The sequence below is a fragment of the Microbulbifer flavimaris genome (assembly GCF_001641755.2).
Taxonomy (GTDB): domain Bacteria; phylum Pseudomonadota; class Gammaproteobacteria; order Pseudomonadales; family Cellvibrionaceae; genus Microbulbifer; species Microbulbifer flavimaris.
This window is the reverse complement of the sequence record NZ_LRFG02000001.1, coordinates 942,203-957,529: the sequence shown is the minus strand read 5'-3', so window position 1 is coordinate 957,529 and position 15,327 is coordinate 942,203. Positions and strand designations below refer to the sequence as shown.

Below are 15,327 nucleotides of genomic sequence, written 5' to 3'. Positions count from 1 at the left end.
TGAAAAAAAGCTGAGGTAGACCATGAGTCAGAAACTCTCCGCCGGCGCACGTTTCCGCCGGGCGCTAGCCGAAAACCAGCCACTGCAGGTGGTCGGCACCATCAATGCCTACACCGCCATCATGGCAGAGCGGATTGGTCACAAGGCGATCTACCTGTCTGGCGGCGGCGTTGCCAATGCCTCCTATGGCCTGCCGGATCTGGGCATGACCAGCCTCGACAACGTGCTTGAGGACGTGCGTCGCATCACTGCGGCCAGCGAGCTGCCGCTGCTTGTGGACATCGACACCGGCTGGGGCGGGGCCTTCAATATCGCCCGCACCATCAAAGAGATGATCCGCGCCGGAGCGGCAGCGGTACACATCGAGGACCAGGTTGCCCAGAAGCGTTGCGGACACCGCCCGAACAAGGAAATTGTCTCCAAAGAGGAGATGGTTGACCGCATCAAGGCGGCCGTGGATGCGCGCACCGATGACGACTTCTTTATCATGGCCCGTACCGACGCCTTCGCGCAGGAAGGTCTGGACGCCGCCATCGAGCGCGCACAGGCCTGTATCGAAGCGGGCGCCGACGGCATCTTTGCCGAGGCAGTGACCGAGCTCGAACACTACCGCGCCTTCAAGGACGCGCTAAACGTGCCGATCCTGGCCAACATCACCGAGTTCGGCAAAACCAAGCTGTACAACAAGGCCGAACTGGCGGAGTCCGGTGCCGATATGGTCCTGTACCCGTTGTCCGCCTTCCGCGCCATGAACAAAGCCGCTGAGAATGTGTACTCCAGCATCCTGGAAAACGGTGACCAGCAGGCGGTTGTCGACACCATGCAGACCCGAGCGGAACTGTACGATTACCTGAACTACCACGAGTTCGAAGACAAGCTGGACTCCCTGTTTAAAAAGTAATTTGTAAAGTCCACCGTCATCCCGGCGCAGGCCGGGATCCAGAGCGGAGGTAACCAAAAATCAGTACTGGATACCGGATCAAGTCCGGCATGACGAAGTGAAAACGCATTTGTACCCACCGTCATCCCGGCGCAGGCCGGGATCCAGAGCGGAGGTAACCAAAACCTCAGTACTGGATACCGGATCAAGTCCGGCATGACGAAGTGAAAAGGTATGTGTACTCACCGTCATCCCGGCGTAGGCCGGGATCCAGAGCGGAGGTAACCAAAACCTCAGTAATGGATACCGGATCAAGTCCGGCATGACGAAGTGAAAACGCATTTGTACTCACCGTCATCCCGGCGTAGGCCGGGATCCAGAGCGGAGGTAACCAAAACCTCAGTACTGGATACCGGATCAAGTCCGGCATGACGAAGTGAAAACGTATTGGTATCCACCGTCATCCCGGCGCAGGCCGGTATCCAGAACAGAGGTGATCAAAAACTCAGTACTGGATGCCGGATCAAGTCCGGCATGACGAAGTGAAAAGGTATGTGTACTCACCGTCATCCCGGCGTAGGCCGGGATCCAGTCCGAGGCTGTCGAAAGACGCTGAGCTGGATGCCGGCATAGGGCGGCATGACGCAGTAAAAAACTCACATTGATAGGGGAATGAACGATGGCAGAGAAAAAAGTTGGCGGAGCAGGCCTGCGTGGCCAGGTAGCCGGTAAAACCGCACTTTCCACCGTAGGTAAATCCGGCTCCGGTCTGACCTACCGCGGTTACGACGTTAAAGATCTGGCAGAACACTGCGAGTTTGAGGAAGTGGCCTACCTGATCTTTTACGGCGAGCTGCCCACCAAAGCCCAGCTGGCGGACTACAAGGGCGTCCTGAAGGGCATGCGCGGTCTGCCGAAGGCGCTGAAGGAAGTGCTGGAGCGCATTCCTGCCGATGCCCACCCGATGGACGTAATGCGCACCGGCTGCTCCATGCTGGGCAACCTGGAAGGTGAGGAGTCTTTCGAGCAGCAACAGGACCGTGCCAATCGCCTGCTGGCCGCGTTCCCGTCCATCATCTGCTACTGGTACCGCTTCAGCCACGATGGTGTGCGCATCGAAACCGAAACCGAGGACGACTCCATCGGCGGGCACTTCCTGCACATGCTGCGCGGCGAGAAGCCGAACGCCCTGCACGAGCAGGTCATGAACGTGTCCCTGATCCTGTACGCCGAGCACGAGTTCAACGCCTCTACCTTCACCGCCCGTGTTTGTGCCTCCACCCTGTCTGACCTGTTCAGCTGCATCACCGGTGCCATTGGCTCCCTGCGCGGCCCTCTGCACGGCGGCGCCAACGAGGCAGCCATGGAGCTGATCGAGCGTTTCTCTTCCGCTGACGAAGCGGAAAAAGAGCTGCTGGGTATGCTGGAGCGCAAGGAAAAGATCATGGGCTTCGGCCACGCGGTCTACACCGAGTCCGACCCGCGCAACGCCATCATCAAGCAGTGGTCCGAGAAGCTGGCTGCAGACGTCGGTGACGAGGTGCTGTACCCGGTTTCCGTGCGCTGCGAAGAGGTCATGTGGAGAGAGAAGAAGCTGTTCTGTAACGCCGACTTCTTCCACGCTTCCGCGTACCACTTCATGGGCATCCCCACCAAGCTGTTTACGCCGATCTTCGTCATGTCCCGCCTGACCGGCTGGGCCGCCCACGTATTTGAGCAGCGCGCCGACAACCGCATCATCCGCCCGAGCGCCGAGTATGTCGGTCCGGAGCTGCGCAAGGTTGTGCCGATTGCCGAGCGAGGCTAATAGAGCCTTTCAAACTTTTGGCAAGGCCCCCGGAGCGTTATGCCAAGGGTCTGGTACCGGTGGCGGTTTCCCAGACCTTACGCGGCCATGGATGGCCGCGTAGAGCTTACAAGGATGTATTTAAGGCGTGTCTGGTAAACCGCCGCCGGTAGCAGGCCCGCCCCAAGCTCCATCGGCTTAGCTGGTTCTGGGCGCCCCCGATACGGATGGTCCTTTGTGAGACACGCTGTGGATACGTCCCTGTAAGCTCTCCACGGCCATCCCTGGCCGTGGAAGGTCCCACAAAGGACCATCCGTATCGGGGGCTCGGCATCCTCCTTCATTTTTCTTTTCGGCTGTGAAAGTCGCTGAACGCGTTAATTGTTATGAATACCGAATACCGCAAAAAACTTCCCGGCACAGACCTCGACTTTTTCGACACCCGTGAGGCGGTCGAAAAGATCAAGCCGGGTGCTTATGAAAAACTGCCGTATACCTCGCGTATCCTGGCGGAAAATCTCGTGCGCCGCTGCGAACCCGAGCAGCTCACCGATGCCCTGAAGCAGATCATCGGTCGCAAGCGCGACCTCGACTTCCCCTGGTTCCCCGCGCGCGTTGTCTGCCACGATATTCTCGGCCAGACCGCACTGGTGGATCTCGCCGGCCTGCGCGATGCTATCGCTGAAAAGGGCGGTGACCCCGCCAAAGTAAACCCGGTAGTACCGACCCAGCTGATCGTCGACCACTCCCTGGCCGTTGAACACCCCGGTTTTGAAAAAGACGCGTTCGAAAAGAACCGCGCAGTGGAAGAGCGCCGCAACGAAGACCGCTTCCACTTCATCAACTGGACCAAGACCGCGTTCGAAAACGTGGACGTCATCCCGCCGGGCAACGGCATCATGCACCAGATCAACCTGGAGAAAATGTCTCCGGTAGTGCAGAAGAAAGACGGTGTCGCCTTCCCGGATACCTGTGTGGGTACTGACAGCCACACCCCGATGGTGGATGCGCTCGGCGTTATTTCCGTAGGCGTGGGCGGCCTGGAAGCCGAGAGCGTCATGCTCGGCCGCGCCTCCTACATGCGCCTGCCCGACATCGTCGGCGTCGAGCTGACCGGAAAACTGCAGCCCGGCATCACCGGTACCGACATGGTACTGGCCCTGACCGAATTCCTGCGCCGCGAGCGCGTTGTTGGTGCCTACCTGGAATTCTTCGGCGAGGGCGCCTCCAGCCTGAGCCTGGGCGACCGCGCAACTATCGCCAACATGACGCCGGAATACGGCGCCACCGCCGGCATGTTCGCCATCGACGAGCAGACCATCGACTACCTGAGGCTCACCGGCCGCGACGACGAGCAGGTAGCTTTAGTTGAGAAGTTCGCGAAAGAAACCGGCCTGTGGGCTGATTCTTTGAAAGACGCTGAGTACGAGCGTGTACTCAAGTTCGACCTCTCCTCCGTAGGCCGCAACCTCGCCGGTCCGTCCAACCCGCATGCACTGCTGCCGGTATCCGAACTGGGCTCTCGAGGAATCGCGAAGGCTTGGGAAGAAAAAGAAGGGGAGATGCCGGATGGTGCGGTAATCATCGCCGCGATCACCAGCTGTACCAACACCAGCAACCCGCGCAACATGATTGCCGCGGGCCTGATCGCGCGCAATGCCAACAAGCTCGGCCTGACCCGCAAGCCCTGGGTGAAATCCTCCCTGGCACCGGGCTCCAAAACCGTAAAAATGTACCTGGAAGAAGCCAACCTGTTGCCGGAACTGCAGCAGCAGGGCTTCGACGTGGTCGCCTTTGCCTGCACCACCTGTAACGGCATGAGCGGCGCGCTGGACCCGAAAATCCAGAAAGAAGTCATCGACCGCGACCTGTACGCCACCGCCGTGCTGTCCGGTAACCGCAACTTCGACGGCCGCATCCACCCGTACGCCAAGCAGGCCTTCCTGGCATCGCCGCCCTTGGTCGTCGCCTACGCCATCGCCGGTACCATCCGCTTCGATATCGAAAAAGATGTACTGGGCCACGACAAGGACGGCAACCCGGTGACCCTGAAAGATATCTGGCCGAGCGACGAAGAGATCGACGCGATCGTCAAGCAGAGCGTCAAGCCCGAGCAGTTCCGCGAGGTCTACATCCCGATGTTTGACCTGAGCAAGGCGGAACAAGAGAAGGGCGAGCCGCTGTACCACTGGCGCCCGCAGAGCACCTACATCCGCCGCCCGCCATACTGGGAAGGCGCACTCGCAGGCGAGCGCAGCCTCAAAGGCATGCGCCCGCTGGCGGTGCTGGGTGACAACATCACCACCGACCACCTGTCGCCGTCCAACGCGATTCTGGCCAGCAGTGCCGCTGGTGAATACCTGGCGAAAATGGGCCTGCCGGAAGAGGACTTCAACTCTTACGCCACCCACCGCGGCGATCACCTCACCGCCCAGCGCGCCACATTCGCCAATCCGAAACTGTTGAACGAAATGGTGCGCGACGAAAACGGTGCAGTGAAGCAGGGCTCTCTCGCGCGTATCGAGCCGGAAGGCAAGGTCACCCGCATGTGGGAAGCCATTGAAACCTACATGGACCGCAAGCAGCCGCTGATCATTATCGCCGGCGCCGACTACGGCCAGGGCTCCTCCCGCGACTGGGCCGCCAAAGGCGTGCGCCTGGCCGGTGTGGAAGCGATTGTGGCCGAAGGCTTCGAGCGCATTCACCGCACCAACCTGATCGGCATGGGCGTACTGCCGCTGGAATTCCAGCCCGGCACCACCCGCGAGACCCTGGGCATCGACGGTACCGAGACCTTCGACGTACTCGGCGAGCACAACCCGGGCACAACCCTGACCCTGCTGATCCACCGTAAAGACGGTGAAACAGTAGAAGTCCCGGTGAAATGCCGCCTGGATACCCAGGAAGAAGTCTCCATCTACAGCGCCGGCGGTGTACTGCAGCGTTTCGCCAACGACTTCCTGGAAGCCGAGGGCGCGGTCTAAATAAGAGACTCGTCATACCGGCGCAGGCCGGTATCCAGAAAACCCCGTCATCCCGGACCAGGTCCGGGATCCTGCCAAATCCTCGTCATGCCTGACTTGATCCGGCATCCAGGAGGCACTGGATCCCGGCCTGCGCCGGGATGACGACAGTGTGAGAAAACCCATGACTCATGCCCCCCAAATCAAAATCCCCGCCACCTACATGCGCGGCGGCACCAGCAAGGGCGTCTTCTTCCGCCTGCAGGACCTTCCGGAATCCGCCCAGGTCCCCGGCGAAGCCCGCGACAACCTCCTGCTACGCGTCATCGGCAGCCCCGATCCCTACGGCAAGCAGACCGACGGCATGGGTGGAGCCACCTCCAGCACCAGCAAAACCGTCATCCTGTCGAAGAGCGAGCAGCCGGAGCACGACGTGGATTACCTGTTCGGCCAGGTCTCCATCGACAAGCCGTTCGTGGACTGGTCCGGCAACTGCGGCAACCTCACCGCCGCCGTGGGTGCCTTCGCCATCAACAGTGGCTTTGTCGATCCAGACCGCATCCCGGACAACGGCACCTGCACCGTGCGTATCTGGCAGGCCAATATCAAGAAGACCATCATCGCCCACGTGCCAATTACCAATGGGGAAGTGCAGGAGACCGGTGATTTTGAATTGGACGGCGTCACCTTCCCGGCGGCCGAAGTACAGATCGAGTTCATGGACCCGGCGGACGGTGAAGGAGCCATGTTCCCCACCGGCAACCTGGTGGACGACCTGGAAGTGCCCGCTGATGTTGTAGAGGGGGGCACCCTGAAAGCCACCATGATCAACGCCGGCATTCCGACCATTTTCGTCAATGCGGCGGATATCGGTTACGCCGGTACCGAGTTGCAGGAAGCCATCAACGGTGACGACAAGGCGCTGGCCATGTTCGAGACCATTCGTGCATATGGAGCGAAGGCCATGGGGCTGATCGAAAAGGTAGAAGAGGCGGCCAGCCGCCAGCATACTCCCAAGGTCGCGTTCGTCGCGGCACCCAAGGGCTATGCGGCCTCCAGTGGCAAGAAGGTCGCAGCGGGCGATATCGATCTGCTGGTGCGCGCCCTGTCCATGGGCAAGCTGCACCACGCCATGATGGGCACCGCCGCTGTAGCGATCGGCACTGCCGCTGCCATACCCGGCACCTTGGTCAATCTGGCTGCCGGGGGAGGGGAGCGCAATGCTGTTACCTTCGGCCATCCGTCCGGCACCTTGCGGGTTGGTGCGGAAGCGGAAGTTGCCAACGGGCAGTGGACTGCTACCAAGGCCATCATGAGCCGCAGTGCGCGGGTTCTGATGGAGGGATGGGTACGGGTGCCTGGTGATTCCTTTTAGTCTTCTTGGCAGTAATAGCCGCGAATAGCGGTGAGAGCTGTCTAAGCCGACTTCGGGAACCGAAAAAGCGAGCCTCAATTGAGGCTCGCTTTTTTGTGCCTATAAGACATTGCAGACGATTTAATTTACAGAGGCGCTTGTTGTGGTCAACTCTCTTTGACCATCGAGCTCTGAGCATTTCAGTATTTGCTACAGCCACTTTAGGTGTTAGCGCATCGCTATTTGGGTGTGGCCGTATCTGGCTGAGTGTACAAAAGCTACTCCGGTGGTAATTCGATCACTGCCTCGTAGGGATTTTGCTCACTGCTCGGTACGCTTTCCGCACTGGGAATCATGGGGAAGTTCGGGGTGAATGTGACCAGTGCCTGGCCGAGCTGATACAGCACTTGCACATTGCCATCTGCCTTGGCTGTGCCATCTTCAATTGCCGCTTTCAGCGTCTTCTTGCCCATCATGACTTGCTCGAGGTCGGAGCGATTGATGCGCAAGGTCAGGTCTGGGTCATCAACTTCGAAACCTTCGATATTGGTTAGCGTGCCGTCGGATAACTCAATCGCATACTTTTCATCGTTGTCCGGTGTTATGAGGGTCATGCGGAAGCCGAGATCTTCTACCTTGCCGGGGTCAAGACGCACGCCGAGAAAGTCCAGGAACTGCCCAGTGGTCATCGCGCGAATAACGTCTGGGCTGCTGGTGTTGGGGGGAGCACTCTTGGGTAAACCGTTACGCAGTTCATAAGCACCTTGCAGAAAACTGTTGCGCAGGCCTGGGTTTTCCTGCTGGTAACCAATCTGCTCCCACACATCGGCCAGTAGCAGTCGCGCATCGCGATTGTCGGGTTCTGCCTGTACCAGTTTGTCGAGAATTTCCTGTGCAAGGAAGTAGTCGCCCGCATCGTGCAGCTTTTGCCCCTCGCGCAGAATTTTGTCGGAGCCGCCCATCATCTTCACATAGAGTGGAGCGGAGTCTGCGGGCGACAGTGGAATCAATGTGGCGGGGTTACCATCCCAGTAACCCAAGTAGCGATTAATCACTGCACGACTGTTGTGCTCCGGTGAACCGTGATAGCCGCGGTTGTACCACTGCTTGGCAATACCCTCGGGGGTTTCGAACACATTGTGAATCTGGTTGATGGTAACGCCCTGGTTGGCGTGGAACAGCGAGTAGTTGTTCATGTTGGCGTAGAGGTCGCGCTGGCCGCGCAGCACTTCCTGTACGCGCTCATTGCCCCAGCGTGGCCAGTGGTGAGAGGCGATCATCACATCGGCATTGCGCCCGTATCGATAGAGTGCGCGGTTGATATGCTGCGACCACACATGCGGGTCGCGCACCAGTGCGCCGCGCAGGGTGTACACATTGTGGAAAACACCGGTGACGTCTTCGCCGGTCCAGTAGACTTTGTCCTTGGGGAACCAGATATGCGCCTGTGAGGGCGCTTCGCCGCCCGGCGTGTTCATGAACTCCATTTCCACCCCGTCCACTGTCAACGTTTCAAAGTCGTCTTCGATGATCGTGGTAGGTTGGATCAGGCCGGTCGCGCCATTGGCGACGTTCATATTCAAGCCCTGGCCCGCATGGCCATAGGGGCTGGCGGGTAGTTGGGTGCCGTACTGGTACTGTACGCGGCGGTTCATGGCGTTGCCGGCGAATACATTTTCTGACACCGCGTGTTCCATAAAGTCACGTGGAGCAATGATCTTGACCTTGCCCGCTTCCACGTCCTTCTCATCGACGATACCGCGCACACCGCCCCAGTGGTCAACGTGGGAGTGGGAATACACCACCGCCACAATTGGACGCTCCCCAAGCTCCGCATCCACCAGTGCCTTTGCGGCCGCCGCCACCTCCGGTGCCGTTAACGGGTCCAATACTATCCAGCCAGTTTTGCCGCGCACAAAGGTAATATTGGCCAGGTCAAAACCGCGCACCTGATAGAAACCGGGAATGACCTCGAACAGACCCACCTTCATATTCAATCGGGACACCCGCTGCAGTGATGGATGGATGCTCGGGAAATCCTTGTCACCGCGTAAGAAGTCGTAACGGTCTAGATCCCATACGACGTTGCCTTCCGCGCCAGTTACCTTCCAGGTGTCCGGCTTGGCGATAAACCCTTTATTGGCTTCGTCAAAGTCGCGCTTGTCGTCGAAAGGCAGGTTGGCGCTGTCTTCGGCAATGACCTTCAGGGTGTGTTTTGACGGCGGCTTGCCCAGTGGGTCGAAGTGTTTGGGGTTGTCATCTGCGGCGTATAGCTGAGAATTCGCTAAGAGGCCGGAAACAAAGCACAGGATGAGAAGCGGGCATCGGACATTGCGTGAAATGGGCATGAGCGGCTCTTCCGGTAGCTTGCGGTACGTTGGGGGCTTAATTGTGACTCGAGTATAGACATCGTCCTTTGTATTCTGGGGCCAAGGATTTTTCCATATGTGTTTTTTGATAAGCCATATTGCAGCGCAGTCCTTACGATGGACTGTTAGCTGTAATCGTGCCCGCCCTCCAATCAACATAAATGGGGTCAAATAAATGGCGTCAGATCAACGTCATGGCACCCATTAGCTGTAGTAGTTAAGTTCTCGCTATTGGTTGTTTTCTGTTCTTTTGCGAGTAGATTCAGGGTCGATTCAGTTGCGCCGGGTTAAAAAGCAGGTGTGAATCCAAGGAAAACGCACCATGCGCCAGGTCCCATACCGATTACTCGCCGTTCTCACCATCACATTGACGCTCGGTGGCTGCGTCACGTATCCATCAGCCCCGTCGGTGGTCGGCGGGAGCACTTATGTCCGGAAGGCTCCTCCGGTTTACTCCTATTCAGTGATCACCGATCCCGGCTATCGCTACTACGACGATATGCTCGGCGTTTACGTATTCTACGACCGCAGCGACGTTTTCTATCGACAGGGGCGTTACTATCGTTGGTATCAGGACCACTGGATCAGTGCCAGTCACTGGGGTGGTCGTTGGTATCCGGCCCCCAATTTCTATATCTCGGCAAACTTCAATGATCGCTGGCATACGCGCTTGCGCCGTCACGGCCATCGCTATGCCGGAGGACACGACTACAGACCGCCGCGCCGGCACGGACATAACGACGGTTACAACCGGCGGGACTGGCATGACGGTAACGCGCATCGAGATGATCGTCGTGGGAAGGGCCGGGAACATCGCGAGAAGGGCTGGGAACGTCGTGAGAGGGGCCAGGATCAACGTGAGAAGGTCCGAGATCGTCGCGAGATGGTTCTGGACCGTCGTGAGAAGGCCCGGGATCGTCGCGAGATAATTCAGGATCGTCGTGAGAAGGTTCGGGATCGTCGTGACAAGGACCAAGATCGTGGCCTAGGCGGTAATCATGGGTTTGCGGGCATAGCCGAGCAAAAGCGGCGGGCGCCTCAGATGGATAACCGGGGCGGGGATGGCCGCAATGAGCGCCGTAATGACCACCGGAACCCTCGTCGGGACGAGCGCACAGTTAAACTCGCCGACACGCCCACCGGCAGTCGCGGCCCACGAGTTATTCCTGTATCAGAGCGTCCGGCGCACGATCGCCGCACGGTACGCGACAGGCCCAAGCCACAAACCCAGCGAGGCCAGCCCCAGCGCCAGCGTAAAGCGCCAAATGATCGGCGCAATACCGCCGCGAAGCCGGCTCCGCGCCAAGAGCGCGAGCAGCTAAAGAACAGGCAGCCAAAGAAAAAGGAAAAGAAGTCCAAAAAGAAAAAGGATAAGCGTGATCAGGTACGCCGGGTGCGTGAGCCGCTTAACCGCCGGTCCAATGAAGCACGCCGTAAGATCGATTGAGCCTGTCTAAAAATGGGGGTAGATCAACGTTATAGCGTTGATTGGAGTGGGGCGCTTTTCCCTCTACCTCCTTTCTTGGGTGGTCTTCCAGACCCTGCTCATCCAGTTCTGGTGATTGCTGACGCCTGTGTATCTATCCAGTAGAATGGTGCTCATCTCCAACCCAAGCCTCAACCAAGAACAGTCTCTTGCCCCAAGGATTCCTCCTCACCCGCCACAGCTTTGACCAGCGCGGCAGCACCTGCATCCACTACTGGCTGGCCACGCCCGAGGGCCCGGTCAAGCTGGTCATTGAAGGCGAGCGCCCGGTTTTTATGGTCAAGGTGGCGGATCGCCCCCAGGTGGCCGAGGCGCTGGCTGGCGTGCCCCACGATTGGCAGCAGCTGGGCTTTCATACCTTTGGCCGCGAGGAAGCGGCCATGCTGTATTTTCCCACCATCGACGCCCACCGCCGGGCCCAGGCCCTGTTGCAAACTCGTGGCCTCGAGGTGTTTGAAGCGGATTTCCGTCTTCACGACCGTTACCTGATGGAGCGCTTTGCCCGGGGTGGCCTCTACTTTGAAGGCGTGGCCCGGGCCAGAGACGGCTATACGGAATATCGGCAGGTGCGCCTCAAGGGCGCCGAGGTGCAGCCGGATTTCAAGGTGGTTTCCCTGGACGTGGAGTGCTCCGGCCAGGGTGAGCTGTATTCCGTCGGTCTCTACGGGCATGGCGTGGAAGAGGTGCTGATGGTGGGCCAGCCTGAAAGTGCTGACACCACCATCCAGTGGTTGGATGACGAGCGGGCGCTGCTCAAGGCCCTGGAGGCCAGGATCCAATCCCTGGACCCGGACATCATTATCGGCTGGACGGTGGTGGACTTTGATTTTCGGCTGCTGCTGAAAAGGGCCGGCCGCCATGGCCTGCGCCTGAAACTGGGGCGCGGTGGTACAGAGGCGCGCTGGCGGGATGGTCGGGAAGGCAACCAGGGCTTTGTAACGTTGCCGGGCAGGGTGGTGCTGGACGGCATCGACGGGCTGAAGAGCGCCACCTACAACTTCGAAAGTTTCAGTCTGGAGTTTGTGTCCCGGACCCTGCTGGGCAGGGGCAAGGACACCGAAGACGTCGACAACCGCCTGGCGGCGATTGAACACGACTTTCGCCATAACAAACCCAAGCTGGCCGCCTACAACCTGGAAGACTGCCGCCTGGTCTGGGATATATTCCAGCACACCCGCCTGCTGGATTACCTGCGCCTGCGGGCCCAGCTCACGGGCCTGGAGCTGGACCGCAGCGGTGGCTCGGTGGCGGCCTTTACCAACCTCTACCTGCCCAGACTACACCGCAGCCGCTATGTGGCGCCCAACCTGCCGGCCGACGGCGGCCTGGCCAGCCCGGGCGGCTATGTGATGGACTCGCGGCCGGGCCTGTACGACAACGTGCTGGTGCTGGATTTCAAGAGCCTGTATCCCAGCATTATCCGAACCTTCAAGATCGATCCTATGGGGTTGGTTGAAGGGTTGGCGGAAGGAGCAAGTAAGGAAGCGAGTGAGGAGTCGGGCGAGGGTAAGGCTGAAGAGGAGGTAAAGGGATCGGAAGACGGCCGGGCGGATGACAACAGCATCCCCGGTTTTCGCGGTGCGCGCTTTTCCCGTGACAAGCATTTCCTGCCGGACATCATTACCAATCTCTGGGCCCAGCGCGACATCGCCAAGCAGGAGCGGGATGCCGCCCGCTCCCAGGCCATCAAGATCATCATGAATTCCTTCTACGGGGTACTGGGAAGTGGGGGCTGCCGTTTTTACGACACGCGCCTCGCCAGCTCCATCACCCTGCGCGGTCACGAGATCATGCAGCAGACCGCCAGCTGGATTGAGGAACTTGGTCACCAGGTCATCTACGGCGATACCGATTCCACCTTTGTCTGGCTGAGCGGCCAACCCAGCCCGGAGGAGGCCGACGCGATCGGCAAGAGTCTGGCCAGCGAAATCAACACGCGCTGGCAGAACAAGCTCAAAGACGAGCTGGCGTTGGAGTGCGAACTGGAGCTGGAATTCGAAACCCACTACCAGCGCTTTTTGATGCCCACCATTCGCGGCTCGGAGGCCGGCTCCAAGAAACGCTATGCGGGCCTGGTAGTGAACGGGGATGAGGAGAAGCTGGTATTCAAGGGCCTGGAAACGGTGCGCAGCGACTGGACCGCCCTGGCCAAGCAGTTCCAGACCCAGCTCTACGCCATGGTGTTTCACGGTGAAGATCCGTCCGACTATATCCGCGAGACGGTGGACAAAACCCGGGCAGGGGAGATGGACGAGCAGCTGGTGTATCGCAAGCGGCTCAGGCGCAAGCTGGATCAATACGTCAAAAACGTCCCGCCCCAGGTGCGCGCCGCGCGACTGGCCGATGAACACCGCCGCCAGCAGGGGCTGCCACCGCGCTACCAGAACAAGGGCTGGATCCGTTACGTGATCACCCTCAATGGCCCGGAGCCGGTGGATTACCGCCAGTCACCGATGGATTATCAGCACTATATCGACAAGCAGCTCAAGCCTGTGGCCGATGCCATATTGCCCTTCATAGACCTGGATTTTGACAGCCTGGTGGATGGCCAGCTGGGCCTGTTCGGCGTGTAGAATACCTCGCTATACCCCTCTCGTTCATCACCGGAGAACACGCGATATGAGCTCGGTCAATCCATTCTATCCAATCGGTACCCCCGGCACGCCCTGGGGCGACGCGGAACGCGCCGAATGGTTGTCGCAACAGACCCGGCAGCGCAGCTACGAATCTGAGGTGGTGAGCAAGATCGAGCATTTGCGCTCGCGCTTCGACGTGGAAGAGTATGGTCGCCTGGAATACGGCGACCAGAGTTTTCCGCTGCTGGCGATCCGCAGCCGCGACTGGAATGACGATCTGCCGGTGGTGCTGGTGACAGGAGGGGTCCACGGCTATGAAACCAGCGGCGTACACGGTGCGCTGAAATTCGTCGATCAACATGCCGCCGAGTACGCCGGCCGCGTTAATCTCCTGGTCGCGCCCTGCATCAGCCCCTGGGGCTACGAGCGTATCCACCGCTGGAACCCGAACGCCATCGACCCCAACCGCTCGTTCTATGAAAACAGCCCCGCCCAGGAGTCGGCCGCGCTGATGCGCCTGGTGGCGCCGATCCGCGATCGCGCGCTGATGCATATTGACCTGCACGAAACCACCGATACCGACGAAACCGAGTTCCGTCCCGCACTGGCCGCCCGCGACGGCAAACCGTTCACGCCCGGCGGCATTCCCGATGGCTTCTATCTGGTCGACGACAGCGAGAACCCGCAACCGGAATTTCAGCAGGCGGTGATCGCGGCGGTAGAGAAGGTCACCCATATCGCGCCGGCGGATGCCGACGGCAATCTTATTGGCTCACCGGCCGTCGCACGTGGCGTTATCCAGTACCCGCTCAAGCAGCTGGGCCTGTGCGCCAGCGTCACCGATGCGCCATACAAGACCACCACCGAGGTCTACCCCGACAGCCCCCGCGCGACGCCGGAGCAATGCAATACCGCTCAGGCAGTTGCGGTGTGCGCGGCAATCGACTATGCGCTGGCCCACCAGTAACATGGCTGACAGTTGCGGTGTCAGGGATTAGCACGGCCCGGCCGGCGGACCGCCTCCGCCAAGATCAGAACAGAACCATGAAAGTACCCAAGAGATTACAACCGCTGGTCGATGACGGCATGATCGACGAGGTCATCGTCCAGTTGATGAGTGGCAAGGAAGCACAGGTGTATGTGGTGCGCTGTGGCGACGAGCTGCGTTGCGCCAAGGTCTTCAAGGAGGCCCGTCAGCGCAGCTTCAAGCAGGCGGTGCAGTACCAGGAAGGCCGCAAGATGCGCAACAGCCGCCGCGCCCGGGCGATGTTGAAGAAGACCCGCTATGGCCAGAAAGAGCAGGAGCAGGCCTGGCTGAGTGCCGAGGTTGATGCCCTGTATCGGCTGGCGTCGGCCGGAGTGCGCGTCCCCCAGCCATTCGGTTTCGTCGACGGGGTGCTATTGATGGAACTGGTATCCAACGAAGAGGGCTATGCCGCGCCGCGGCTGGATGACGTCACGCTTACCGCGGAGCAGGCCCGCGATTACCACGGCCAGGTGATTGCCGACGTTGTGCGGATGCTGTGTGCTGGACTGGTCCATGGCGACCTTTCCGAGTTCAACGTGCTGCTGGACCCCGACGGCCCGGTCATCATCGATTTGCCCCAGGCGGTGGATGCCGCCGGCAACAACAATGCCGCTATGATGCTGGAGCGCGATGTCAACAATATGCGCGCCTATTTCGGCCGCTTTGCCCCGGAACTATTGAGCACCGATTATGGCAAGGAAATCTGGGCGCTTTATGAAGCGGGTGACCTGCAACCGGACAGCCGCCTGACCGGACGTTTCGAGCATGACACGACCAGCGTCGACGTCGGGGATCTGATGGACGTCATCGATGACGTACTTGAAGAGCAGGCAGAGCGCCTGGCACCGGCCTGGGAAGAATCATAGGCCGTTGATCATCTACCCCG

The 15,327-nt window shown here is 59.7% G+C and carries 9 protein-coding genes; 8 read left to right on the top strand and 1 reads right to left on the bottom strand.

Translation table 11 applies throughout. The features are described 5' to 3' along the window. The first annotated feature begins 22 nt into the window (after nt 1–22). The 4 genes from prpB to prpF all read left to right on the top strand — a co-directional run bounded on the left by prpB (nt 23) and on the right by prpF (nt 7,004). Complete coding sequence (gene prpB / locus AWR36_RS04235; protein ID WP_067081398.1) at nt 23–901, top strand: methylisocitrate lyase; 879 nt, start codon at nt 23–25, stop codon at nt 899–901. A 658-nt stretch (nt 902–1,559) separates the two neighbouring features. Then, nucleotides 1,560–2,687 (top strand): bifunctional 2-methylcitrate synthase/citrate synthase, encoded by a 1,128-nt coding sequence (gene prpC / locus AWR36_RS04230; RefSeq protein WP_067081395.1) that lies wholly within the window; start codon nt 1,560–1,562, stop codon nt 2,685–2,687. 365 nt (nt 2,688–3,052) lie between these two features. Then, nucleotides 3,053–5,650 carry a Fe/S-dependent 2-methylisocitrate dehydratase AcnD gene (gene acnD, locus AWR36_RS04225; protein WP_067081393.1) on the top strand — a complete coding sequence of 866 codons (2,598 nt, stop codon included), beginning with the start codon at nt 3,053–3,055 and terminating at the stop codon, nt 5,648–5,650. Between the two features lie 163 nt (nt 5,651–5,813). Continuing rightward, nucleotides 5,814–7,004, top strand: coding sequence for a 2-methylaconitate cis-trans isomerase PrpF (gene prpF / locus AWR36_RS04220; RefSeq protein WP_067081391.1), 1,191 nt, complete (start codon nt 5,814–5,816; stop codon nt 7,002–7,004). Between the two features lie 257 nt (nt 7,005–7,261). Here the strand turns inward: prpF and AWR36_RS04215 are convergent, their stop codons facing one another. After that, nucleotides 7,262–9,331 carry an alkyl/aryl-sulfatase gene (locus AWR36_RS04215; protein ID WP_067081389.1) on the bottom strand — a complete coding sequence of 690 codons (2,070 nt, stop codon included), beginning with the start codon at nt 9,329–9,331 and terminating at the stop codon, nt 7,262–7,264. 343 nt (nt 9,332–9,674) lie between these two features. Here AWR36_RS04215 and AWR36_RS16050 point away from each other — a divergent pair, with 343 nt between their 5' ends. From AWR36_RS16050 to AWR36_RS04190, 4 genes are all read left to right on the top strand, one after another. Beyond that, nucleotides 9,675–10,799 carry a hypothetical protein gene (locus AWR36_RS16050; RefSeq protein WP_141398464.1) on the top strand — a complete coding sequence of 375 codons (1,125 nt, stop codon included), beginning with the start codon at nt 9,675–9,677 and terminating at the stop codon, nt 10,797–10,799. 188 nt (nt 10,800–10,987) lie between these two features. Further along, nucleotides 10,988–13,411, top strand: coding sequence for a DNA polymerase II (locus AWR36_RS04200; protein ID WP_067081382.1), 2,424 nt, complete (start codon nt 10,988–10,990; stop codon nt 13,409–13,411). Between the two features lie 46 nt (nt 13,412–13,457). Continuing rightward, the gene (locus AWR36_RS04195) at nt 13,458–14,381 is read left to right on the top strand and encodes a M14 family metallopeptidase (protein WP_067081380.1); all 924 of its coding nucleotides are present in this window, start codon (nt 13,458–13,460) and stop codon (nt 14,379–14,381) included. A gap of 77 nt (nt 14,382–14,458) precedes the next feature. Continuing rightward, a complete protein-coding gene (locus tag AWR36_RS04190) occupies nt 14,459–15,307 on the top strand; it encodes a PA4780 family RIO1-like protein kinase (RefSeq protein ID WP_067081378.1) in 849 nt (282 codons plus the stop codon). Nucleotides 15,308–15,327 lie beyond the last annotated feature (20 nt).

Coding starts and splice junctions, on each gene's coding strand:
- AWR36_RS04195 (WP_067081380.1), top strand. CDS start 13,458: ATGAGCTCGGTCAATCCATTCTATCCAATCGGTACCCCCGGCACGCCC.
- AWR36_RS16050 (WP_141398464.1), top strand. CDS start 9,675: ATGCGCCAGGTCCCATACCGATTACTCGCCGTTCTCACCATCACATTG.
- prpB (WP_067081398.1), top strand. CDS start 23: ATGAGTCAGAAACTCTCCGCCGGCGCACGTTTCCGCCGGGCGCTAGCC.
- AWR36_RS04215 (WP_067081389.1), bottom strand. CDS start 9,331: ATGCCCATTTCACGCAATGTCCGATGCCCGCTTCTCATCCTGTGCTTT.
- prpC (WP_067081395.1), top strand. CDS start 1,560: ATGGCAGAGAAAAAAGTTGGCGGAGCAGGCCTGCGTGGCCAGGTAGCC.
- prpF (WP_067081391.1), top strand. CDS start 5,814: ATGACTCATGCCCCCCAAATCAAAATCCCCGCCACCTACATGCGCGGC.
- acnD (WP_067081393.1), top strand. CDS start 3,053: ATGAATACCGAATACCGCAAAAAACTTCCCGGCACAGACCTCGACTTT.
- AWR36_RS04190 (WP_067081378.1), top strand. CDS start 14,459: ATGAAAGTACCCAAGAGATTACAACCGCTGGTCGATGACGGCATGATC.